The following is an 18,976-nucleotide window of genomic DNA, read 5'->3' as shown; positions in this document are numbered from 1 at the left end:
AGAAGCTATGTCGACGCCGACCTGGAATCCCATCGATCGTTTGACCTCGGTCATATTACTGCTTGCGCTGATCTTCCTGGCGGTATTGGCCGCGCCGGTGGCAGCGCCGCTGCTGGCCGGGCTCTTGGTGGCGGTGGCGTTGCGCAGCGGCCGTTCCGATCAACCGGTATCCGCACTGCAGGGTATGGCTTGGGCTGGTTTAGGCGCTTTGTTGGTGCTTGCCGCTGTGTATGGCGCCTGGCCACTGCTGGTTAAACAAAGTGCGCGCGCCGATGCGCTGCTGGTCTCGGTGGATCTGGCCTGGCTTAACTGGCTGCTCGCTCGCGCAGCGGTGGTCAGTCTGGCTTTCCTGGCCTGGCTGCTGCTGTTACCCGCGGGTTTTGTGCTTGGCTGGGTGGGTTCGCACTCAGTGTCCGCCTGGTTGAACCGGCACCGTTCCAGCTTCTTGTCGCGCTATCAACATTGGGCAGAGCATCTTCGGGGTGTTTTGCGGGTGCTGATGCTGCAACTGGGCGGACGCTTGCTGCTGTTCAGTCTGGTGTTTTGGTTGATGGGTATCGAGGTCTGGTGGCTGCTGGCGATCTTGCTCAGTCTCGCTGCTTTGCTGCCAACCTTGCCGCTGGTGCTGGCCGTGGCGGTGGTTTGGTTGTCGGGGCCTTCACCCTTGATGTATGGCCTGCTGGCTGTGGTCGCCGTGATTGAAGCCGGGATGTTCAGCCTGGCGCAGCGCGGACCGGCCTGGGCACAGATCAAACCCGCATCGCTGCTGCTGGTTGGCGTTACGCTCATTGTTGGTGTTGCCGCCTTTGGTCTGGTCGGAGTCGTGCTCGCCATAGCTTTATTGGCGGCGCTTTTGGCCGGGTTCGACGATAACAAGACGCTTGCTGGTTCCACTCCGGTGCTGACGGAAGCGAGCGATCCGGTCGATGCCATTGATGAAAGTATGCGCCAGGAGGACAGCTGATGACGGTCGGGCAACTGCCGCTGGGCGTGACCTTTCGCGAACACGCCGTCTTTGATGATTTTCTGCCTGGCGACAATGCTCAGACCTTGGGCGCTTTGCGCCATGCGTTGGCGCGGCTCGACGATACACTGATGTATCTCTGGGGCGCTCCCGGTTCCGGCCTCAGTCATTTGCTGCAGGCCAGCGTGCATGAACTGCAAGGGCAGGGGCTGACGGTCATCTATCTGCCCATGGCGGACTGCCTGGAGTACGGCCTGCAGGCGCTGGAAGGTCTGGATGATATGGATGTGGTGGCGCTGGATGATATCGATCTGATTGCCGGCCAGCCAGAATGGCAAGAGGCGGTCTTTCATCTGTTCAACCGGTTGCGCGACAGTGGCAAGTTGCTGCTGGTCACCAGCCATGCCAGTCCATTGCAACAACCCATCGAATTGCCGGATCTGCGTTCACGCCTCAGTTGGGGATTGACCTTTCAGGTGCAGCCGCTCAGCGATGAACAGAAGCTTGATTGGCTGGTGTGGAAAGCCCGGCGCCGTGGCTTGGCGCTGGAAGAAGACGTAGCCGCTTTTCTGATTAATCGCGTGGCGCGTTCGATGGCGACGTTGGTTGACGCCTTTGAGCAACTCGATGAACGCTCGCTGGCTGAGCAGCGCCGCTTGACCATTCCTTTCATCAAGGACGTACTCAGCCTGTAACGGTGCCGTTGCTTCAGCGCTCGGCGCGACCGTCAGCATCTTCGTCTTCGAGCTCACCATCGTCCGCTGGCTGCACCAGCGTTTCCAGTTCGATGTCTTCAGCGCTGATGCCATGAATGCGGGCGTACAGATGCACAAAGGTGCGGGCGACATCTTCGGCGTGAATGGCGGTCAGATCTTCGGTTTCCATAATAAAGCGGCGTTGATCCTCTACATCGAGCGGATCGAAATCTTCGAAGGCGACCGACGCCGGGATCACCTCGACACTCATGTCACGACCGTAAGCGTCGTGCATCAGATCCAGGCAATACTGAGCCATGGCTGGATCTTCGCAGTAGACCTCACCCTGTTCGAAGTCATTGGCCCATTCTTTCAAAACATCGAGCACGGTTTCGCCGCGTTCGCGTAGATCTTCCAGCGGTGGTGCGCCACCGCTGAGCTGGCCGCTGTCCCAGTCGATCAGCCAATCGTCTTCCGGTTGCAGCAAGACGGCCTTGTACTGGCCGCTGGGCAAGGTCCAGGCTACAGCGTAGGGATAACCCTGTTCTTCATCGGTGACTTCGAAGGCGAGAAAGCTGGGCAATTGCATGGCAGTCTGGCTCGGTGAAAATGGGCGCGCATTATAGCCATCTGTAGCGGCATCCGCGACAGTCGTGGTTTAGGGTCGTTATAATGCCGATCCTTTCGAACAGCCTAGATGACAACAGCGGAGACAAGATGAGCGGCGAGCCGATCGAACGCGACTTCTATCAGCGTGACCCAGAGGAGCAGCAAGCCTTTCTGGAAAACACCTGGTGTAACGACTGCCAGGCGCTGGATCTGGGAATGACCGAACCACGGGAGTATGAACTGAACGGCCGTATCTATATTGAAGGTCAGTGCCTGCAGTGCGGCGCCACGGTGCGCACCGAGTTGGCCGACGAGGACGAGGATGTCTGAACTGACCATCCTCTATGAAGATGATCATCTGCTCGCGGTCGATAAACCCGCCGGCCTGCTGATGCATCCCAGCTGGCTCGACAAAGCCGAAACCGACACCCTGGCCGGCCGCGTTAAGCGCTATTGGCAAGGCGCCAAAGTCCACACCATTCATCGCCTCGATCGCCCAACCTCGGGCGTGGTGCTGATTGCCCGCACTGATGCCGTGGCACGTACCCTGGCCGATGCCTTTCGTGAGCGGCGCGTCAGTAAATCCTACTGGGCCATCGCCCGTGGTTTTACCGATCAATCAATCGACTGCGATTACCCGCTGAAAGAAGAACTGGACGCCATTGCTGATCGGCAGGCGCGGACAGATAAAGAAGCTCAGCCAGCGCGTACGCTGTTTCGTCGCCTGGGTATTAGCGCCCTGGATACACCGGTCAGCCGTTATCCGCAGGCGCGTTTTAGCTTGCTTGAGTGCCAGCCGCAGACCGGACGCAAACACCAGATCCGCCGTCACCTCAAGCACCTGCGTCATCCTATTCTGGGCGATACGCGCTATGGCGATCGCCATCAAAACCGCTGGGCCAAAGCGCATTTGCCCTACGATGGCCTGATGTTGCGGGCCATGCAGCTGGGGTTTGAACATCCGGTTACCGGTATTTATACCGTTATCTTCGCCGGTTTGTCGCCGCAGTGGCAGGCTGTGATCAACCGTTTCGGTTGGGTTGGGCGAGGTGTAGCGGCGGCGGATGCGGCCCAGCTGGCTGAAGCTCAATTAAGAGTGGCAGGGGCCGAAGCGGCTCAAACCGAAGCGTTGCCGGCACATTCGCCTCAGGCGGTTTTGCTTAATCCTAGCGTGGAGAAGTCATGAAGCGTGATCGATCGAGTACCAGCAAACCGCTGAACCAGCTGGATCTGGGGTTTATCGCCCGGTCTCTTTGGCCTTATTTATGGGCCTGGCGGGGTCGGGTACTGGTGGCGCTGATCTTCCTGGTCGCGGCCAAGGGCGTCACCGTTGCCATGCCCTGGGCGCTGAAACACATCGTTGATGGCCTGGATAACAAAAGCGCTCAGATGGTGGCGATACCGGTCGCTTTTTTACTGGCCTATGGTTTCTTCCGCTTTACCTCTGTCGCCTTTGGCGAATTGCGCGATGCGGTGTTTTCCCGCGTTACTGAACGCGCCATGCGCCAGGCATCGCTGGAAGTCTTCGAGCATCTGCATAAGTTAGAGCTGGATTTTCATCTGTCGCGTCAGACCGGTGGTCTGAGTCGCGATATTGAGCGCGGCACCAACGGCGTGCACTTTCTGTTGCGTTTTCTGGTGTTTAATATCGTCCCGACGCTGCTGGAACTGGCGCTGGTGGCGGGCATCCTGATCATCAATTTCGATGTCTGGTTTGCCGTGATCACGCTGTTTTCGGTATTGATCTATGTCGGCTTCACCATTGCCACTACAGAATGGCGCAACCGCTATGTACGCGAAGCCAATACGCTGGACAGTCAGGCCAATACCCGCGCCATCGACTCGCTGCTTAACTACGAAACGGTGAAGTACTTCGGTAACGAAGCCTGGGAAGCGCAGAATTACGATCGCAATCTGGCCGACTGGGAGAATGCGCGGCTGAAAAACCGCATGTCCTTGCTGATGCTTAACACCGGCCAGGCATTGATTGTCTCGGCGGCACTGACCTGGATGATGTGGCTGGCCGCCGGTGATGTGGTTGCCGGCAATATCACCATCGGCGATCTGGTGATGGTCAACGCCTATGTGATTCAGCTGTTTATTCCACTGAATTTTCTTGGTTTTGTTTACCGCGAAATTCGTCGCGCCCTGACCGATATCGAGAATCTATTCGGTCTGCTGAAGCGGCCGCTGCGCATTCGCGATGCCGACGATGCCAAGGCGTTGGACGTGAAGCGCGGCGCTATCGAGTTTGATGAGGTGAGCTTTGGCTACCATCCAGATCGTACCATTCTGAAGTCCTTGAATCTGAAGATCGAAGCGGGTCAGAAAGTTGCTCTGGTGGGTGGCAGTGGCGCCGGTAAATCGACCATCGGCCGGCTGCTGTTTCGCTTCTATGACCCGCAATCCGGCGAAGTGCGCATCGACGGTCAGCCGATAAAAGAGGTCACTCAGGCCAGCCTGCGCGCCGCCATCGGCGTAGTACCGCAAGATACCGTGCTGTTCAACGATACCTTGTTCAATAACGTCCGCTATGGACGGCCGGACGCCAGCGATGACGACGTCTGGCAAGCCATCCGCATGGCGCATCTGGATAACTTTATTGCCCATCTGCCGGACGGCGCCGATACCCGAGTCGGCGAGCGTGGTCTGAAAGTCTCTGGTGGCGAAAAACAGCGTATTGCTATCGCCCGGGTGTTGCTGAAAAACCCGCCGATTTTGTTATTCGATGAAGCCACTTCAGCGCTCGACTCTCATGCCGAGCAAGCCATTTTGACGGCCATGAACGAAGTCTCCCGGAACCGAACTTCCATCGTTATTGCCCATCGGTTGTCGACGGTCATCGATGCCGATCGCATTGTGGTTTTGCGTGATGGTTGGGTGGTCGAGCAGGGCTCGCATCAGCAGTTGCTGGCACAACAGGGTGTTTATGCGGATCTGTGGCGCACGCAATTGCGTCAGGGGGAGGAGCGAGAACAGGCCGATGAATCGGATTCTTGATCAAGGCTGTGGCTGAAGTGAGATGAAGCCGATGCAGTCACTTAGCCGACTGCATCGGCCCCCTAATCAGCGTCTGCGACAATACAATTCTATATATTGAGAGGGGATAAAGGTCTCTTCGCCATGGCGTATATTGGGGACTCTCGAAAAGTAAACCTCCTTGTAACCCGGATGGATTTCAATGCAGCCACTGCTATTGTCAGCCGGAGAGACAATCGGTTGGTCGATGCGTTCTAATAACTGAGTGTATTCGGGGTCGGCATAGACTTCATAAATTAAATGATATTCAGCGCCAAAAACGGCCCCTTCAACAGGTCCATGGGTGATATTGGAAGAACCTGATGTTGTGCTTAACGGGCTGCGATATTCAATCGGTTCATCGGGTGATGCGGGGTTATGCAGGATAGCCCGGCTGTAAACTACCTGGTCGAAGTGTTTGATGACATTAAGGTCGAACGCATAAACCAAGAACAGGTCCAGTTGCCCTGGATTCGACCGAGCTAACCAATAGCCGGCATTGATCACTTCAAAATGTTCGCTGTATACCCGCTCCGGAAACTGTGCCGTGAATTCCCGGTTTTCTTCACGAACGCCCGAAAGCCAGAGCGGTTTATCGGCGGAAACTTGAGTGCCCTGGTATTTAATGCTTTCCATCGTTGAGCAGGCTGTCAGTATCAGGCTGAGCACCAGAACGGCACTGAGAGACTTGAACGTCATAAGTATTGGCTTCCCTTTAATGGCCATCGGTTTGAGTGTTGCCAATCGCTATTAAAGGGGCGCTTTGCCATAAAGCCAAGCGGTCATGGCAGATCAATCAGTCGGCAAGTTCGGTCGCAGCGGCCGCTTGCAAACTGTATTGCCGCGGTGAACAGCCCATCACGCGTTTAAAGGCAGTACTAAAAGCGCTTTCCGATTCATAACCCAGGGAGAGTGCCACGCTCGACACCGAGTCATCGGTGCGTTGTAAGCGATCACCGGCCAGCAACATGCGCCACTGGGTTAGATATTCCAGCGGCGGCGTACCGACCTTGGTTCGAAAATGCTGGGCGAAACTGGAGCGCGATTGGCCGGCTTGTTCGGCCATGGACTGCAAGGTCCAGCGCTGGGCTGGCTGCTGATGAATGGCTTCCAACGCCCGGCCAATGGCGGGATCTTGCAACGCGAATAACCAGCCCTGGCGCAAATCGGTTGCGCTTTGCTGATGCAGGCGCAAGGCCTGGATCAAAATCATATGCGCCAGGTGTTCTATCACCAGCGTGCTGCCGGCCTGAAGGTTGCGCATCTCCTGCATCATCTGCTCGACACACCAGCGTAGCGAAGCTGCCCCCTGGTCTTCACGAATATGGACAATGGCGGGCAAGAGTTGCGTCAGCAGGCTGTTGTGTTGGCTGCTCAGCGCGAACCGACTGCTGACGCCATAACACCGACCGCCGCCTTGATAGGTTGAAATCGTACCCTGGCCGAGTGCATTAAACAGGTCGCGCGCCGGAACGCATCGGCCGTTCAAATCGCTGCCGAGCCGGAAAGGACGACCCCAGGGCAGCACAAAGCAGTCACCCGCCTGCAGATGAACGGCTTCGTCCACGCCTTCTACCGCTAGCCAGCAGTCGCCGTTGAGGATGGCGCCGCACTTAATGCTTTGTTGCTGATCGGGGAACTGCACCAGCCAGTCGTCGCCAACATCGAAGCCGGCGCTCAGGTAGTTGCGCAACTTCAGCAGGGACAGCAGGTCTGAGAGTGGGTCCATGATGGATTTGGATGATTGCGAAAGAAGTTAGGACTTTACCGCATAGATCGTACAATAGTCACGCCTTAAGCTGGCCAGCATTCAACCGTACTTCGGTTGAGTGTCAAACCAGTAAGAGGAAGTCACATGCGAGTATTGGTAACCGGCGCCACCGGCTTTGTCGGCTCGGCGGTCGCAGAGGAATTAGTTAAAGAAGGTCATCAGGTCATCGGTCTGGCGCGTAATGCAGCCGGCGAAGCCAAATTGGCCGCAGCGGGTGTCAGCAGCTACCTGGGCGATCTGGATCAGCCGGACAGCCTGGCGCAGGCGGCTGAAGAGGCCAAAGCCGACGCTATCATTCATACCGCTTTCAATCATGATTTCAGTCGTTTTACTGAAAACTGCGCTGCCGAACGCGCGGTTATCTCGGCACTGGCCAAGCCAGATCGTCCGCTGTTGGTCACTTCCGGCATCGGTATGATTACCTCGACCGACATCGTGACCGAACAAAGCCGTGCCGATTACCCGCACGCCAGGTCGCCGCGTTCAGCGATGGAAGCTTTGTTGGACGAACTGGCGCAACAAGGAATGCCCGTCGGCGCCGTGCGTTTGCCGCCATCGGTGCATGGTCAGGGCGACCATGGTTTCGTGCCGATGTTGATCGATATTGCCCGTCGTCAGGGACGTGCCGCCTACGTCGGCCAGGGGCAAAACCAGTGGCCAGCGGTGCATCGGTTGGATGCTGCCCGTTGTTTTGCTCTGGTATTGAGCAAGGGGTTTGAACCGGGTGATCGCTTTCATGCCGTGGCGGAGACGGGCATTGAGTTTGGTGCCATCGCTGAATCCATCGGTCAGCACCTCAATCTGCCGGTCGACTCAGTGAGACCTGAGCAGGCAGCGGATTACTTTGGTGGTTTCGTGCATTTTGCCGCCATCGATAACCGCGCCAGCAGCGACTGGACGCGTCAGCAACTTGACTGGCAACCGAGCGGACCGGATCTGCTGAGCGATATGGATCAGGCGGGGTATTTCTAAAGCAAAAAAAAGCAGCCTCCGGGCTGCTTTTTTAGGTTAAAACGTCGACATTCCGGTCGCTTCCATAAACCGGTACATGCCATAACGCCAGCGGCTGTGATCAGAGAACTCGGCGTAGTCGAGACTGAAGACGCTGTCGTCGGGGTTGCTCCAGGAACGGTCAAAATCGTTCCGCATGGCGATCACTTCCGGGTGATCGGAGCGTACCGTTACCAGCACGCTGGTCTCCATATTGAGGTTATGGAGGTTGCGTCGGGTGAAGTTGGCAGAGCCAGTGATGACCTGGGTTTCACCATTGGCACGATCCAGACGAATCCACTTGCGGTGACATTGCTCGCCCTCGGTGGCGCACCAGCGCACGGCGATGCCTTCGTCATGCAAATCCCAGGCAGTCTGGCGATTGGGAATGCCGTTTTTCTCGCGGCCAAAGGCATCCCGGTTGGGATCGAGAATGACGCGCAGTTCGACGCCGCGTTCATGGGCCCGGATCAGCGCTTTGATCACCGGCCGTGATGCCAGGTAGAACATTTCCAGATCGATCTGGTCGCCTTCATCGGAGGAGTCGATCAGCGTCAACAGCCCGGTTTCAATCGCGCCTTCGGTCAGTACCTGCACGCTGAAGTCGGCGTCGGCATCCAGCTCATCGGCGACAGGCGGTGCCTCGGGCCAGTTCTCGGCGGCTTCAAAGCCGGACATCAGGGCGGCAGCGCGTTCGGTTTGCAGTAAATCCAGCGCGGCCGGACCGGTGAAGGTAACGGCGTTGTTGTCGTGACGGCTGCTGGCATCGTGGGGATTCATTGACGTCACCAGAGCGCGCCATTCGGTGCCGGTATTCACCACCAATGTTTTGCGATGGTTGGCACGGAAGTTCAGCAAGTGCAGGTAGGAACGCAGCGTTACTTTTCCGGGGCCGACCGGGTTGGGCAGCCAGCCGCCTCGGCTGCTATTGCCCACGAAACGGCAGCACAGGGTCCACAGCGTGGTCCAGCTGCGGTTGGACACCGGTAACTTGGCGAGGTCGGTGGTTACTACATCCACACCGGCCGCTTCCAGGCGATCGAAGTAGGGCGATTCCATGCCACCGTAGAGGGTGTTGAAAGGGTCGGTGATCAGCACCACTGGCATGTCAGGATGACGTTCTTTGGCGCGGACTAACGCTGTCGTCAATTCGTTTGATAGTGGCCGGTAAGCAGTCTCACCGGCGAAGTCGTTGTACAGGAACATATCCAGCACCAGCATGGATTCGGCGCTGTCGATCAGCGCTAGAATTTCATCCATAACTTGCTGGTTGACGACTTCGTCGCCATCGCTTTGGCGGTACGTCTGGTCGTAGAAGAAATCGACGTTATCCGTGGCCCGAACCGGTCCGGTGGCGGATAAACCTTGCGGCATGGAACTGCAGGCAGTTAACAAGAGGCTGCACAACACAGCCAGACACAGAGAACGATACAGAGCAATAGAGGAGTGATTCATGCAGTTTCCTTACTATGTTCAAGCCGCGAGATTGCCCAATGCAGTCAGTCTTTGCAATGGTGTGACGGCATCCTTGCCGCTTCTCGAAGATCTAAGAAATTATAACGTGTCGCTGATTTCGGTCAGCGCCTGATCGAGTGTATTCACCAGGGTATCGATGTCTAGATCGGTGGCGGTTAGCGCCGGGCTGAAATTCAGGGTGTTGTTGAACCCCGTCAGGCTGCGGTTGGTGCGGCCGATCAGCAGTCCCAGTTGTTTGCAACGGGCAACAATGGCCATAGGAATGCTTTCGTCAGCGGGTGTTTTGGCGCGTCGGTCGGTGACTAATTCCAGACCGGCAAACAAACCTTTACCGCGCACATCACCAATCAGCGGATGTTTTTGTGCCAGCTTTTGTAAGCCCGCCAGTAGCCGTTCACCCTGGCGTGCGCTGTTCTCCACCAGGGCTTCGCGCTCAATGATCTCCAGGTTGGCCAGCGCCGCCGCCTGCGACGAGAGGCAACCGCCGAAGGTGGAGATATCGCGGAAGTAACCCAGATTATCGTCAGGCGCTTCCTGCAATAACTGATAGACGCCTTCGGTGGTCACGGTGCAGGAAATAGCGGCGTAACCGGAGGCGACGCCCTTGGCCATGGTGACGATATCGGGGGTGATGTCGTAGTGCTGGTAACCGAACCAGGCACCGGTGCGGCCGAGACCACAGACCACTTCGTCGATGATCAGCAGTACGTCATATTGATCGCAAATCTCGCGCACCCGTTTTAAGTAACCCTCCGGTGGCGGGATGATGCCGCCGCCGGCGGTAATCGGTTCAATGATAACGGCGCCGACGGTATCGGCACCCTCACGCAGTATCACCTCTTCCATGGCGGCCGCAGCGCGCTCGCCATAACTGACGACATCGCCATCGACGTCGCCAAACTGATTGCGGTATTCGCAGCAGTGCGGGAATTCGACAAAGCCCGGCACAAAAGGACCGAAGTGATCGCGTCGTTCACTCTGGCCGGTGGCACTGAGCGCGGCGATGGTGGTGCCGTGATAATCACGCTCGCGGTAGAGAATTTTGTGTTTCTTGCCGCCATGATGTTTATGCGCAATCTGGCGCACCATCTTGAAGGCTTTTTCGTTGGCTTCCGAACCGGAACTGGAATAGTAAACCCGGCTCATGCCGGGCATCTTGCTGATCAGTTTTTCGGCAAAGGCAGCCGCCGGCTTGCTGGCCATGGAACCGGCGAAATAATTCAGTTCGGTCAACTGGCGATAAACCGCCTCGGCGATTTCGGTACGGCCATAGCCGACATTGGTGACCCAGACACCACCGGCGGAGGCGTCCAGATATTCGTTGCCGTCGCTGTCCCACAGGCGCAAACCTTCGCCGCGCACGAACATGGGCAGACCGGCGGCGGCCGATTGGCCGGGGGTCAGATGATGCCAGACGTGGGTTTTATCCCAGTCTTTTAAGGCGTCAACATCGTGCTCAACTTGGGTCATGGCGGCTCCTTGGATTCGCGCAGTGGGTGAGGGTTTCAGTTGTTGCGATGCACCGAGAAGGGCGACCAGGCCTGAGATACCGGCATGATCTCCAACTGGTTGATGTTCAGATGCGCTGGCAGATTGGCGATCCAGAAAATGGTGTCGGCAATATCGTCCGGCTGAATCGGATCGGCGCCCTGGTACAACTTATCGTGGGCTTGCTGATTGCCGCCGGTACGCACCAGAGTGAACTCGCTTTCGGCCATGCCCGGTGCCAGATTAGTCACGCGCACACCGGTGCCGCTTAAATCACAACGCAGCGCATAGGAAAACTGTTCAACGAAGGCTTTGGTACCGCAGTAAACATTGCCGCCGGGATAAGGCCAGTGACCGGCAATGGAACCGATGTTAATGATGCTGGCGCCGTTACCCTGATCGATCAGCGTGGGCAATAAAGCGTGTGTCATGCGCGCCAGGCCGCTGATGTTGGTGTCGATCATCTGTTGCCATTGTTCGGGATCGCTGTCTTGAGCAGGGTCGGTACCTAAGGCGAGGCCGGCGTTATTGACCAGCACCGAAATGGCTTTGAATTCCTCGGGCAAAGTGGCGACGACATTTTTGACCGCTTCGGCGTCGGTAACATCGAGCGCTAAAGTCAGCACCGGGCACTGTGACGACAGTTCGGCTTTCAATTCATCCAGACGCTGTTGGCGACGACCGGTCAATACCAACGACCAGCCGGCCTGGGCAAAACGCTGGGCCGTGGCGCGGCCAAAACCTGAGGTGGCACCGGTAATAAAAGCGATGGGCATTGCAAACTCCTCAAATCAAAATCCAACGGAAGGGCTGCTTAGGCTACCAAAAAACAGCGTCCTGACTTCGCGGAAAAACAGCCAACCCGCCATTAAAATCAACGCCGGGGCGACCAGAGTGCGGTATGACAGGGGCGGAAAACGGTCGAATAACCAATGCCCCAGAGCCGCACCCAGCCAGGCTAAAGGGCAGAGCGTTAACGCCAGCCAGGCGGTTGCAGTGCTGATCAAACCCACACTCAAATAACCCAACAAGGCGGTCGAACTGGCGCTGATAAAAAAGACGATGGCGGTGGCGCGGGCGGTCTGTGGGTCTAACCGGCTGTGCATCAGATAGATCATCAGCGGCGGTCCACCCGCTGACGACAGGCTCATCGCCAGGCCAGAAGCGCCACCGGCGGGCAACGCCAATCGCAAATCCCGGCGACGGTCTAAGTGCGTGGCGAGTTCATTGCCACGATGCGGTTGCACCAGTGTTGCCAGGGCGCCAACCAAACACAGGCTGGCAACGACCAATCTGGCTGCGCTGCTGGGCAAGACGCCCATCAGCGCTACGCCGGCGATAGAAGCTAAGAACATGGTTGGCAGCAGTCGTTTTAACACCGCGCCGTCCGCCTTGTGCCAGGCGTGTCTGACTAAGCCCAGAGCACCGAGCAGATCGAGCAGCAAGACAGTGGTCACCACCTCGACCGGCGGCAGCAACCACAACAGCCCCAACGCCATGGTCATGGCGAAGCCGAAGCCGGTGTAGCCGCGCAGCGTGCCGGCCGCCAAAGCGACGCCGCCGCTGATCAGCCAGGCAGAAGAGAAGGGCATGGGGTGGTGCTCCACAATCGAATCGTGCAGCGACTATAGAACCACCGGGGTATGAACTTTTAGGGCCAGATTGGGTGTCTGGATGTGACATCCCTGATTGTGAATTAACGGTCGTGGATTAACCAAGGTGCCGCATGACAGAGGCAAGTTGCTCGATACCCGGAAGTATTTTCTGCCGTCCAATGGCGTTAAACCCCAGACGCATAAAATGGCGTGGCGGTACCGGGTCATTAAAGTGCTGGAACCCCGGCTCGATCAATACGCCCTGTTGCGCCGCGCGCCAGGCCAACTGCTGAGTGTCGGTGCCGCGGGGCAGTTCCAGCCAGAAAGCGCTGGCACGAGCCGAGCTGGTGCAATGCGCCTGGGGTAATAAGCGTTCGATGGCGGCGCGCAATGTCTCGCGCCGGGCATCGGTGTCCTGCACATGGCTGCGCAAATGGGTTTCGTAGTAACCCTGAGCAATAAACTGCGCCATCTGGTGTTGCAGGTTGGCCGGCGGGTGGCGGTACATCAGTCGACGCAAGGCGCGCAGTTCGTCGATCAATTCGCTGTCGGCGACGATGTAGCCCATGCGCAAACCCGGCGACAGCACCTTGGAAAAACTGCCCAGATAGATCACCCGGTTCCCCACCTGGCTGGCTTTCAGCGCTGGCAATGCCTGGCTGTCGTTGTGCAGTTCGGCGTCGTAATCGTCTTCAATAATGATTTGATCATCCCGAACCACCTGCGCCAGCAGAGCGTCACGCCGCGCTCGGCTCATCGGAATGCCGGTCGGCACCTGATGGCTGGGCATCACATAAAAATAATCGCACTGGGCAGAGCGGTCGTTGAGTTGAATGCCCTGATCATCGACCTGGTGACGCTCCAGGGTGCTGCCAAAAAAGCGGAATACATTCACGGCTTCGCGATAGCCGGGATCTTCCAGACCGATACGGGTGCCATCGTTGATCAGCAGTTGCGCCAGCAAATAGAGGGCGTTTTGCGAACCCAGAGTGATCAGCACCTCATCCGGCCGCGCCAGGATGCCACGGCGTGGCAATAAGCGTTTGCGCACCTGCTCGACTAATAAAGGGTCGTCTTGATCGATGCGATCACGCAGCCAGTTGCGGTCACGATCACCGGCCAGTCGGCGCCGGGTAATGTCGCGCCAGGCATTGAGCGGAAAATCCTCGGTACCCGGCTGACCATAAATAAAGGGGTAGGGGTAGTCGGTCCAGTTGCTCGGCTTAAGAATGCCCTGAAACTGGCCGGGATGCCGCGCCAGTCGTTTGCTCCAGGATGGTGCGTCCTTTGATCTTGGTGCCGATGTCGCTGTCTGTTTCAGTGCCAGTTTTGAAACCGGCTGAGTCGTTACCGTATCGCCTTGATGGTAATCGCTGTGCAGGAAATAACCGCTGCGTGGTCGGCTGATCAGATAACCATCGTCGACCAGTTTTTCATAAACGATGGCCACGGTATTTCTGGAAATACCCAGCTGTTCAGACAGTTTGCGGCAGCTGGGCAGCGCCGAATCGGCCGGCAGGCTGCCAACACGAATGGCCTCGAGCAGACCTTCACGCAGGCGTTCTTGTAAGCCGCCTTCGCAACGATCGTGCAATGCCAGGCTGAGTGTTGTCATGGTCGGCATCCTCTTTGCTCTAGTGTTTGAACGCTGGTCTGCGCGAGGCCAAGGCACAGCGAGACGAGCGCGCAAAAGCTGAATTCAGCACAAAACATGCCACGGGGTCTGTCACAAGGTGGGGGCTCATCTGGCTCTAAGCAGGCATTAGAAAACGCCCTAGGGTGCCAAAGAGCTGCTGTTCAACAGTGGTTTATGAGCGAAAAAACGACATCGATACGCGCCACCTTCGAAAAAAATGCAAGCGAAAACGTGCATGCAAACGAGAGTCTGGAGAAACCCTATGAAGCATATTTTGACGTCGGCTATTGGCCGCGGCGCCTGTTCCCTGATCGCCGGTCTCGGTTTGATCGCTGCGGTTCACGCCGCCGATCTCGATGAGATTAAAGAGCGCGGCTACATGGTCGTTGCCACTGAAGACAACTACGCACCCTTCAACTTTATGAATGGCAGCGAACCCGATGGTTTTATGAAATACATGATCGAAGAGTTGGAAGCCTATTCCGACGACTTCGAAATCCGTCAGGAAATTCTGCCCTGGACCGGCCTGCTGGCGGCGGTTTCCAACGGCCAGTACGATGCTGCCATCACCGGTGCATCCATCTCTGATGAGCGCATGCGGGTGTTCAACTACGCCCCACCTTTTGCGTCTGCTCAGCACTTCTACATCAAGCGTGCCGATGACGATCGTATCAACAGCGTTGCCGATCTCGATGGCATGACTGTCGGTGTGCAGGCGGGTTCTGTATTGCTGTCGCGCTTGCCGGAGCTGGAAGCCATGTTGGAAGAAAGCGGCGGCAAACTGGGTGAAGTAGTGCAGTACGAAGCATACCCTGAAATTTATGCGGACCTCGCCAATGGCCGTCTCGACTACGTGATCAATTCCGCCGTCCCGGTTAACGATCTGATCTCCGAGCGTGGTGACATCTTTGCTGCGGGTCAGGCCGTTTCGGGTCCGGGTTTTGTTGGCTGGCCGGTACCGAAGAACAGCCCAGAACTGCTGGCCTTCTTGACGGATTTTATGAACGAGATGAAAGCCAGCGGCCGTTTGGCTGAATTGCAGGAAGAGTGGTTCGGTGAGTCTTTCCCGGATCTGCCCGAAGTACCTATTACTACGGTGGAAGAATTCCACGAACTGGCGGGTATGTAAGACCTTGCCCGATGTCCAGGGAAGACACCGCGGGCCGGGACGCCCGCATTTTTTAACCCGGCCTGCGTAAGAGGAAAACCATGGATTCCACGGCTTGGAGTATGCTGCTCAACGGCGCCTGGGTGACGCTTTGGATCTCCGGTGTGTCCATCGCTCTGGGGGTGACCCTGGGCTTAATCATTGCGCTGATACGGTCGGCAAAAATTCCCTTTGTGCATCAAGTGCTGGGTGTCTATATCAGCATTGCCCGCGCCACGCCGCTGGTGACCCTGGTGTTATTTATCTTTTTAACGGCACCGACCCTGGGCATCAGCATGGATAGATCCATTGCTGGCATCCTGGCATTAACGCTTAACACCACCGCCTTTAATGCTGAAATCTGGCGCTCCGCTTTTAATAATTTTTCCAACGATCAACGCGAGGCTGCTCTGGCTGTCGGTATGACGCCGGGCGTCTACTTTCGCCGCATCATGTTGCCGCAGATTGTGATCACCAGCCTGCCCAGCCTGGTGAATGAAATGTCTTTTCTGATCAAAGGCAGCCCGGCCATTGCCGTCATTGGTGTCGTCGATTTAACCCGGGTGACCAATCGAATTTCTGCGGTGACCTACGAACCCTTGCCACCCATCCTCGCTGCGGGGCTGCTCTATATGTTGATCATCGCCGCGCTGGTCTGGTTCCAGCGGGTGGCTGAACGCAAAGCCAACCGGTTGGCCATGTGAAGGAGAGGCAGCGATGACAGATTGGCAGATTCTCTGGGCCGAACGCGGCGTCTTCGTCGATGGTTTTTTCAACACCTTGCAGTTATTTGGTCTGGGCACTGTGCTTGGCTTTTTGCTCGGTTGTGTGATCGTGTTTGGCTTGGAAGGCGCCAAGGCACCACTACGAATTGCGTTGCGAATTTTTATCGACGCCATGCGGCTGTTGCCGTTTTTGGTGTTGGCTTATTTGTTTTATTACGGCTTGCCGTCGCTGGGCATTCGGCTCAGCTCCTGGGAGGCCGGCGTCAGTGCGCTGGTGTTGTACCACGGCGCTTACTTCGCAGAAATCATGCGCGGTGCCCGAGTGACCTTGCCTCCGGGACAGGTCGAAGCCGCCGTTGCCCAAGGCTTTTCCATGCCGAAGATGTTTCTGCGCTTGATCCTGCCGCAACTGGTGTTGAAGTCGCGCGGGGTGATGGGCAATCAGTTGATCATCCTGCTTAAAGACACCGCCTTTCTGGTCATCATCACCGTGCGTGAGTTGACCGCCGCTGCCAACGGTTTGTCTGGCACCTACTTTATTCCGATGCAGGCTTTTATCGTGGTCATCGGTTTCTACTGGATTATCAGCATCGCCCTGGAGCAGGCCGTCAATTGGATGGGACGCAGTGGCGCCAAGCGAGGTTTCAAGAATGCCTGAATTAGCCGAAGTCAGTATCCAAAAACTGTCCAAACAGTTTGACGGTGTGGAAGTGCTGCGCGATGTCAGCCTTGACGTTCAACGCGGTGAAGTGGTCAGTATTCTGGGTTCTTCGGGCTCGGGTAAGTCGACCTTATTGCGTTGCGTGAACTGGCTGGAACAACCCGATGGCGGCGAAATTCGCATCGCCGGTGAACGCATTGGCGTTAAAGCCGATGGCAAAGCGATGAACAATCGCGACCTGGCGAAGGTGCGCTCACAACTGGGCATGGTGTTTCAAAGTTTTAACCTCTGGCCGCACCTGAACGTGTTGCATAACGTCACCGAAGCACTGATTCATGTGAAAGGCATGAAGAAAGCCGAGGCTGAAACACTGGCCGATGAACTGCTCACCAAGGTCGGTATGGCGGAAAAGCGCAGCAACTATCCCTACACCTTATCCGGTGGCCAAAAGCAGCGCGTCGCCATCGCTCGGGCGCTCGCCATGCAGCCGCGCGTGATGCTGTTCGATGAACCGACCTCAGCGCTCGATCCGGAATTGGTGGGCGAAGTCTTGGCGGTGATCCGCGATCTGTCGCAGGAAGGCTATACCATGATCATCGTCACCCACGAAATGGAATTTGCCCGTAACGTGTCCGATCAGGTGGTGTTTTTGGAAAAGGGCAAGATCATCGAGAAGTCATCGCCGGAAGAGTTTTTTGTTAATCCGAAAACGGAACGGGTGCGGCAGTTTTTGGAGTTGGATGAGAAAGCTAGAGTGTCTTGAGTAACTCGATTGAAGAGTGCCGGACAGTCTTAAGACTGTCCGACGTTTTCTTATTATTCGGATTCAGCGTCCACACTGGGGACCAATACCCACTCACCATCAACTTGACGGAATACACCGATTCGGCAGCTTCCAGCATATTCACCGTTGCTGTATACGTGGTAGTCCATGGGTTCTGAGAAGTTCATTAAAGTCGAAACACTACAGCGCCAGTTGGCAATATGGTATTCGGCGCGAATTCGAACATTGGTATTTAATGGAACCTGGTTTTCATAGACGCGTATATTCTTGGCGCTCTCTTCATCTTCGAAATCATTGATTTCATGATAGCGTTCGTCGCCAACGGAAACCTGGTATGACATCCAGCCCTGATTTCTAGAGTCAGAGAGGCTATCAATAAACGTAATATCGGTGGTTTCTACATCGGCAGGCACAGTATAGTTTGGGTATGTTGCGCAACCGGCCAAAGCTATCGTCGCTAAAACAGTAACTGCGGCTTTCATGCTGAATAAGCGGTTATACATCATGACTTCCTTGATAGAGGTTTGGTTTAATAAGTGGCGGTTAGGGCTTTAAGGAGCAATGCTCATTGTTATATTAGCCAATAAGTCTATAAAGCCCAAAAAGAACCTTTGTCTCAGCCGAATAGAAAGCGGATTGTGTTAATTTCAGTCGCTTTTTTGAGCTTTATGATACGCCACCAGCGCATTGGCGTGGCCGTGCCCCAGCTGATGTTCCGTCTTTAAAAATGCTACCTGTTCCATATGTTTTCGATCCTGGACGCTATCCAGCAATTTGAGCCAGTGATCAATAGGTTTTCCGTAAGTCTTCTCTATGGACGGGAAGTATGAAGCGGGGCCTTTGGGTTTGTCGTTCGTTGCCATGGTTCATTTCCTTATTGAGTTTATCGGTAGCTGCTGGATGCAGCCGGTCGGCGTTGTCATGGTTCTGGTCGCTCCGGGCGACGGTCTTTCGACAGCCGAACCGCACAATCAGCGTTTTTTTCCTGTGCTTAGGTTTAAATCATAACGTGCTAGGTGCGTTTTTGCAGGAGCGGGTTGTATGCTAGATAACCGCTCTGTCGCGGACACTAAGGACACCACGCTATGAAGATGTCAGCCATTCCCTTCGGGCTCACCGATTGGGCGCAAATCGAAAAAACCACCCATCCTGGTGAACAGGGGCTGGCGATTTGGCAGACGCAGACCTTCGGTGATATCCGGGTCCGCATGGTCGAATACAGCGCTGGCTACCTGGCCGACCATTGGTGCAGCAAAGGCCATATTCTGCTGTGTCTGGAAGGGGAGCTGCATACCGAGCTGGAGGACGGTCGCACCTTTGTATTGACGCCTGGGGTCAGTTATCAGGTGGCCGACCAGGCTGAAGCGCATCGGTCTTTTACCGAGGTGGGTGCTAAGTTGTTTGTTGTTGATTGATT

At 56.3% G+C, this 18,976-nt stretch carries 21 protein-coding genes; 11 read left to right on the top strand and 10 right to left on the bottom strand.

Translation table 11 applies throughout. The features are described 5' to 3' along the window. Positions 1 to 7: 7 nt before the first annotated feature. Together ABMA60_RS13660 and hda are read left to right on the top strand one after the other, a co-directional pair. Positions 8 to 964, top strand: a complete 957-nt coding sequence (locus ABMA60_RS13660; protein WP_392804020.1) for a hypothetical protein — start codon at positions 8 to 10, stop codon at positions 962 to 964. Further along, entirely contained in the window at positions 964 to 1,659 is a 696-nt protein-coding gene (gene hda / locus ABMA60_RS13655; RefSeq protein ID WP_392804018.1) for a DnaA regulatory inactivator Hda, read from the top strand. Before ABMA60_RS13660 ends, hda begins: the two co-directional genes overlap by 1 nt. A gap of 13 nt (positions 1,660 to 1,672) precedes the next feature. Here the strand turns inward: hda and ABMA60_RS13650 are convergent, their stop codons facing one another. Then, positions 1,673 to 2,248 carry a hypothetical protein gene (locus ABMA60_RS13650; RefSeq protein WP_392804016.1) on the bottom strand — a complete coding sequence of 192 codons (576 nt, stop codon included), beginning with the start codon at positions 2,246 to 2,248 and terminating at the stop codon, positions 1,673 to 1,675. A 128-nt stretch (positions 2,249 to 2,376) separates the two neighbouring features. Here ABMA60_RS13650 and ABMA60_RS13645 point away from each other — a divergent pair, with 128 nt between their 5' ends. The 3 genes from ABMA60_RS13645 to ABMA60_RS13635 are packed head-to-tail and all read left to right on the top strand — an operon-like array spanning position 2,377 to position 5,268. Then, positions 2,377 to 2,598 carry a hypothetical protein gene (locus ABMA60_RS13645; protein ID WP_392804014.1) on the top strand — a complete coding sequence of 74 codons (222 nt, stop codon included), beginning with the start codon at positions 2,377 to 2,379 and terminating at the stop codon, positions 2,596 to 2,598. Then, complete coding sequence (locus ABMA60_RS13640; RefSeq protein WP_392804012.1) at positions 2,591 to 3,454, top strand: pseudouridine synthase; 864 nt, start codon at positions 2,591 to 2,593, stop codon at positions 3,452 to 3,454. The genes ABMA60_RS13645 and ABMA60_RS13640 overlap by 8 nt, the downstream gene beginning before the upstream one ends. Beyond that, on the top strand, positions 3,451 to 5,268 hold the full coding sequence (locus tag ABMA60_RS13635; RefSeq protein WP_392804010.1) for an ABCB family ABC transporter ATP-binding protein/permease: 1,818 nt from the start codon (positions 3,451 to 3,453) through the stop codon (positions 5,266 to 5,268). The genes ABMA60_RS13640 and ABMA60_RS13635 overlap by 4 nt, the downstream gene beginning before the upstream one ends. Positions 5,269 to 5,334: 66 nt before the next feature. On the opposite strand, the gene ABMA60_RS13630 is transcribed toward ABMA60_RS13635, so the two are convergent. Further along, positions 5,335 to 5,985 carry a hypothetical protein gene (locus ABMA60_RS13630; protein WP_392804008.1) on the bottom strand — a complete coding sequence of 217 codons (651 nt, stop codon included), beginning with the start codon at positions 5,983 to 5,985 and terminating at the stop codon, positions 5,335 to 5,337. Between the two features lie 97 nt (positions 5,986 to 6,082). After that, entirely contained in the window at positions 6,083 to 7,015 is a 933-nt protein-coding gene (locus ABMA60_RS13625) for an AraC family transcriptional regulator (RefSeq protein WP_392804006.1), read from the bottom strand. 126 nt (positions 7,016 to 7,141) lie between these two features. Between ABMA60_RS13625 and ABMA60_RS13620 the strand changes: the two genes are divergently transcribed. Beyond that, positions 7,142 to 8,029: an SDR family oxidoreductase gene (locus tag ABMA60_RS13620; RefSeq protein ID WP_392804004.1), complete on the top strand. Its 888-nt coding sequence runs from the start codon at positions 7,142 to 7,144 to the stop codon at positions 8,027 to 8,029. A 36-nt stretch (positions 8,030 to 8,065) separates the two neighbouring features. On the opposite strand, the gene ABMA60_RS13615 is transcribed toward ABMA60_RS13620, so the two are convergent. The 5 genes from ABMA60_RS13615 to ABMA60_RS13595 form a co-directional block, all read right to left on the bottom strand. Next, positions 8,066 to 9,502, bottom strand: coding sequence for a phospholipase D-like domain-containing protein (locus tag ABMA60_RS13615; protein WP_392804002.1), 1,437 nt, complete (start codon positions 9,500 to 9,502; stop codon positions 8,066 to 8,068). 99 nt (positions 9,503 to 9,601) lie between these two features. Then, positions 9,602 to 10,993 carry an aspartate aminotransferase family protein gene (locus ABMA60_RS13610; protein WP_392804001.1) on the bottom strand — a complete coding sequence of 464 codons (1,392 nt, stop codon included), beginning with the start codon at positions 10,991 to 10,993 and terminating at the stop codon, positions 9,602 to 9,604. Positions 10,994 to 11,028: 35 nt separating this feature from the next. Then, entirely contained in the window at positions 11,029 to 11,787 is a 759-nt protein-coding gene (locus tag ABMA60_RS13605) for an SDR family oxidoreductase (RefSeq protein WP_392803999.1), read from the bottom strand. Between the two features lie 15 nt (positions 11,788 to 11,802). Next, entirely contained in the window at positions 11,803 to 12,603 is an 801-nt protein-coding gene (locus tag ABMA60_RS13600; protein ID WP_392803997.1) for a sulfite exporter TauE/SafE family protein, read from the bottom strand. Positions 12,604 to 12,721: 118 nt separating this feature from the next. Then, the gene (locus ABMA60_RS13595) at positions 12,722 to 14,221 is read right to left on the bottom strand and encodes a PLP-dependent aminotransferase family protein (RefSeq protein WP_392803996.1); all 1,500 of its coding nucleotides are present in this window, start codon (positions 14,219 to 14,221) and stop codon (positions 12,722 to 12,724) included. A gap of 283 nt (positions 14,222 to 14,504) precedes the next feature. On the opposite strand from ABMA60_RS13595, the gene ABMA60_RS13590 reads away from it, so the two are divergent. The 4 genes from ABMA60_RS13590 to ABMA60_RS13575 all read left to right on the top strand — a co-directional run bounded on the left by ABMA60_RS13590 (position 14,505) and on the right by ABMA60_RS13575 (position 17,538). Continuing rightward, positions 14,505 to 15,371, top strand: coding sequence for a transporter substrate-binding domain-containing protein (locus ABMA60_RS13590; RefSeq protein ID WP_392803994.1), 867 nt, complete (start codon positions 14,505 to 14,507; stop codon positions 15,369 to 15,371). An 80-nt stretch (positions 15,372 to 15,451) separates the two neighbouring features. Next, on the top strand, positions 15,452 to 16,093 hold the full coding sequence (locus ABMA60_RS13585) for an amino acid ABC transporter permease (RefSeq protein ID WP_392803992.1): 642 nt from the start codon (positions 15,452 to 15,454) through the stop codon (positions 16,091 to 16,093). A gap of 13 nt (positions 16,094 to 16,106) precedes the next feature. Then, on the top strand, positions 16,107 to 16,772 hold the full coding sequence (locus ABMA60_RS13580) for an amino acid ABC transporter permease (protein ID WP_392803990.1): 666 nt from the start codon (positions 16,107 to 16,109) through the stop codon (positions 16,770 to 16,772). Then, entirely contained in the window at positions 16,765 to 17,538 is a 774-nt protein-coding gene (locus ABMA60_RS13575) for an amino acid ABC transporter ATP-binding protein (protein ID WP_392803987.1), read from the top strand. Before ABMA60_RS13580 ends, ABMA60_RS13575 begins: the two co-directional genes overlap by 8 nt. A 53-nt stretch (positions 17,539 to 17,591) precedes the next feature. Here the strand turns inward: ABMA60_RS13575 and ABMA60_RS13570 are convergent, their stop codons facing one another. Both ABMA60_RS13570 and ABMA60_RS13565 read right to left on the bottom strand, forming a co-directional pair. After that, positions 17,592 to 18,062, bottom strand: a complete 471-nt coding sequence (locus ABMA60_RS13570) for a hypothetical protein (protein WP_392803984.1) — start codon at positions 18,060 to 18,062, stop codon at positions 17,592 to 17,594. Positions 18,063 to 18,206: 144 nt separating this feature from the next. Continuing rightward, on the bottom strand, positions 18,207 to 18,422 hold the full coding sequence (locus ABMA60_RS13565) for a DUF4287 domain-containing protein (protein ID WP_392803982.1): 216 nt from the start codon (positions 18,420 to 18,422) through the stop codon (positions 18,207 to 18,209). A gap of 222 nt (positions 18,423 to 18,644) precedes the next feature. On the opposite strand from ABMA60_RS13565, the gene ABMA60_RS13560 reads away from it, so the two are divergent. Then, on the top strand, positions 18,645 to 18,974 hold the full coding sequence (locus tag ABMA60_RS13560; protein WP_392803980.1) for a DHCW motif cupin fold protein: 330 nt from the start codon (positions 18,645 to 18,647) through the stop codon (positions 18,972 to 18,974). The last annotated feature ends 2 nt before the right edge of the window (positions 18,975 to 18,976 follow it).

It is taken from the genome of Saccharospirillum sp. HFRX-2, from assembly GCF_043196805.1.
GTDB lineage: Bacteria > Pseudomonadota > Gammaproteobacteria > Pseudomonadales > Natronospirillaceae > Saccharospirillum.
Note: the sequence above shows the minus strand (reverse complement) of the source record. Positions and strands in the feature narration are given on the sequence as shown.

Excerpts from the sequence above, each read along its gene's own strand:
- ABMA60_RS13605 (WP_392803999.1), bottom strand. The coding sequence starts at position 11,787 with ATGCCCATCGCTTTTATTACCGGTGCCACCTCAGGTTTTGGCCGCGCC.
- ABMA60_RS13600 (WP_392803997.1), bottom strand. The coding sequence starts at position 12,603 with ATGCCCTTCTCTTCTGCCTGGCTGATCAGCGGCGGCGTCGCTTTGGCG.
- ABMA60_RS13650 (WP_392804016.1), bottom strand. The coding sequence starts at position 2,248 with ATGCAATTGCCCAGCTTTCTCGCCTTCGAAGTCACCGATGAAGAACAG.
- ABMA60_RS13660 (WP_392804020.1), top strand. The coding sequence starts at position 8 with ATGTCGACGCCGACCTGGAATCCCATCGATCGTTTGACCTCGGTCATA.
- ABMA60_RS13595 (WP_392803996.1), bottom strand. The coding sequence starts at position 14,221 with ATGACAACACTCAGCCTGGCATTGCACGATCGTTGCGAAGGCGGCTTA.
- ABMA60_RS13620 (WP_392804004.1), top strand. The coding sequence starts at position 7,142 with ATGCGAGTATTGGTAACCGGCGCCACCGGCTTTGTCGGCTCGGCGGTC.
- ABMA60_RS13610 (WP_392804001.1), bottom strand. The coding sequence starts at position 10,993 with ATGACCCAAGTTGAGCACGATGTTGACGCCTTAAAAGACTGGGATAAA.
- ABMA60_RS13615 (WP_392804002.1), bottom strand. The coding sequence starts at position 9,502 with ATGAATCACTCCTCTATTGCTCTGTATCGTTCTCTGTGTCTGGCTGTG.
- ABMA60_RS13585 (WP_392803992.1), top strand. The coding sequence starts at position 15,452 with ATGGATTCCACGGCTTGGAGTATGCTGCTCAACGGCGCCTGGGTGACG.
- hda (WP_392804018.1), top strand. The coding sequence starts at position 964 with ATGACGGTCGGGCAACTGCCGCTGGGCGTGACCTTTCGCGAACACGCC.
- ABMA60_RS13625 (WP_392804006.1), bottom strand. The coding sequence starts at position 7,015 with ATGGACCCACTCTCAGACCTGCTGTCCCTGCTGAAGTTGCGCAACTAC.
- ABMA60_RS13575 (WP_392803987.1), top strand. The coding sequence starts at position 16,765 with ATGCCTGAATTAGCCGAAGTCAGTATCCAAAAACTGTCCAAACAGTTT.
- ABMA60_RS13645 (WP_392804014.1), top strand. The coding sequence starts at position 2,377 with ATGAGCGGCGAGCCGATCGAACGCGACTTCTATCAGCGTGACCCAGAG.
- ABMA60_RS13560 (WP_392803980.1), top strand. The coding sequence starts at position 18,645 with ATGAAGATGTCAGCCATTCCCTTCGGGCTCACCGATTGGGCGCAAATC.
- ABMA60_RS13580 (WP_392803990.1), top strand. The coding sequence starts at position 16,107 with ATGACAGATTGGCAGATTCTCTGGGCCGAACGCGGCGTCTTCGTCGAT.
- ABMA60_RS13590 (WP_392803994.1), top strand. The coding sequence starts at position 14,505 with ATGAAGCATATTTTGACGTCGGCTATTGGCCGCGGCGCCTGTTCCCTG.
- ABMA60_RS13565 (WP_392803982.1), bottom strand. The coding sequence starts at position 18,422 with ATGGCAACGAACGACAAACCCAAAGGCCCCGCTTCATACTTCCCGTCC.
- ABMA60_RS13635 (WP_392804010.1), top strand. The coding sequence starts at position 3,451 with ATGAAGCGTGATCGATCGAGTACCAGCAAACCGCTGAACCAGCTGGAT.
- ABMA60_RS13640 (WP_392804012.1), top strand. The coding sequence starts at position 2,591 with ATGTCTGAACTGACCATCCTCTATGAAGATGATCATCTGCTCGCGGTC.
- ABMA60_RS13570 (WP_392803984.1), bottom strand. The coding sequence starts at position 18,062 with ATGTATAACCGCTTATTCAGCATGAAAGCCGCAGTTACTGTTTTAGCG.
- ABMA60_RS13630 (WP_392804008.1), bottom strand. The coding sequence starts at position 5,985 with ATGACGTTCAAGTCTCTCAGTGCCGTTCTGGTGCTCAGCCTGATACTG.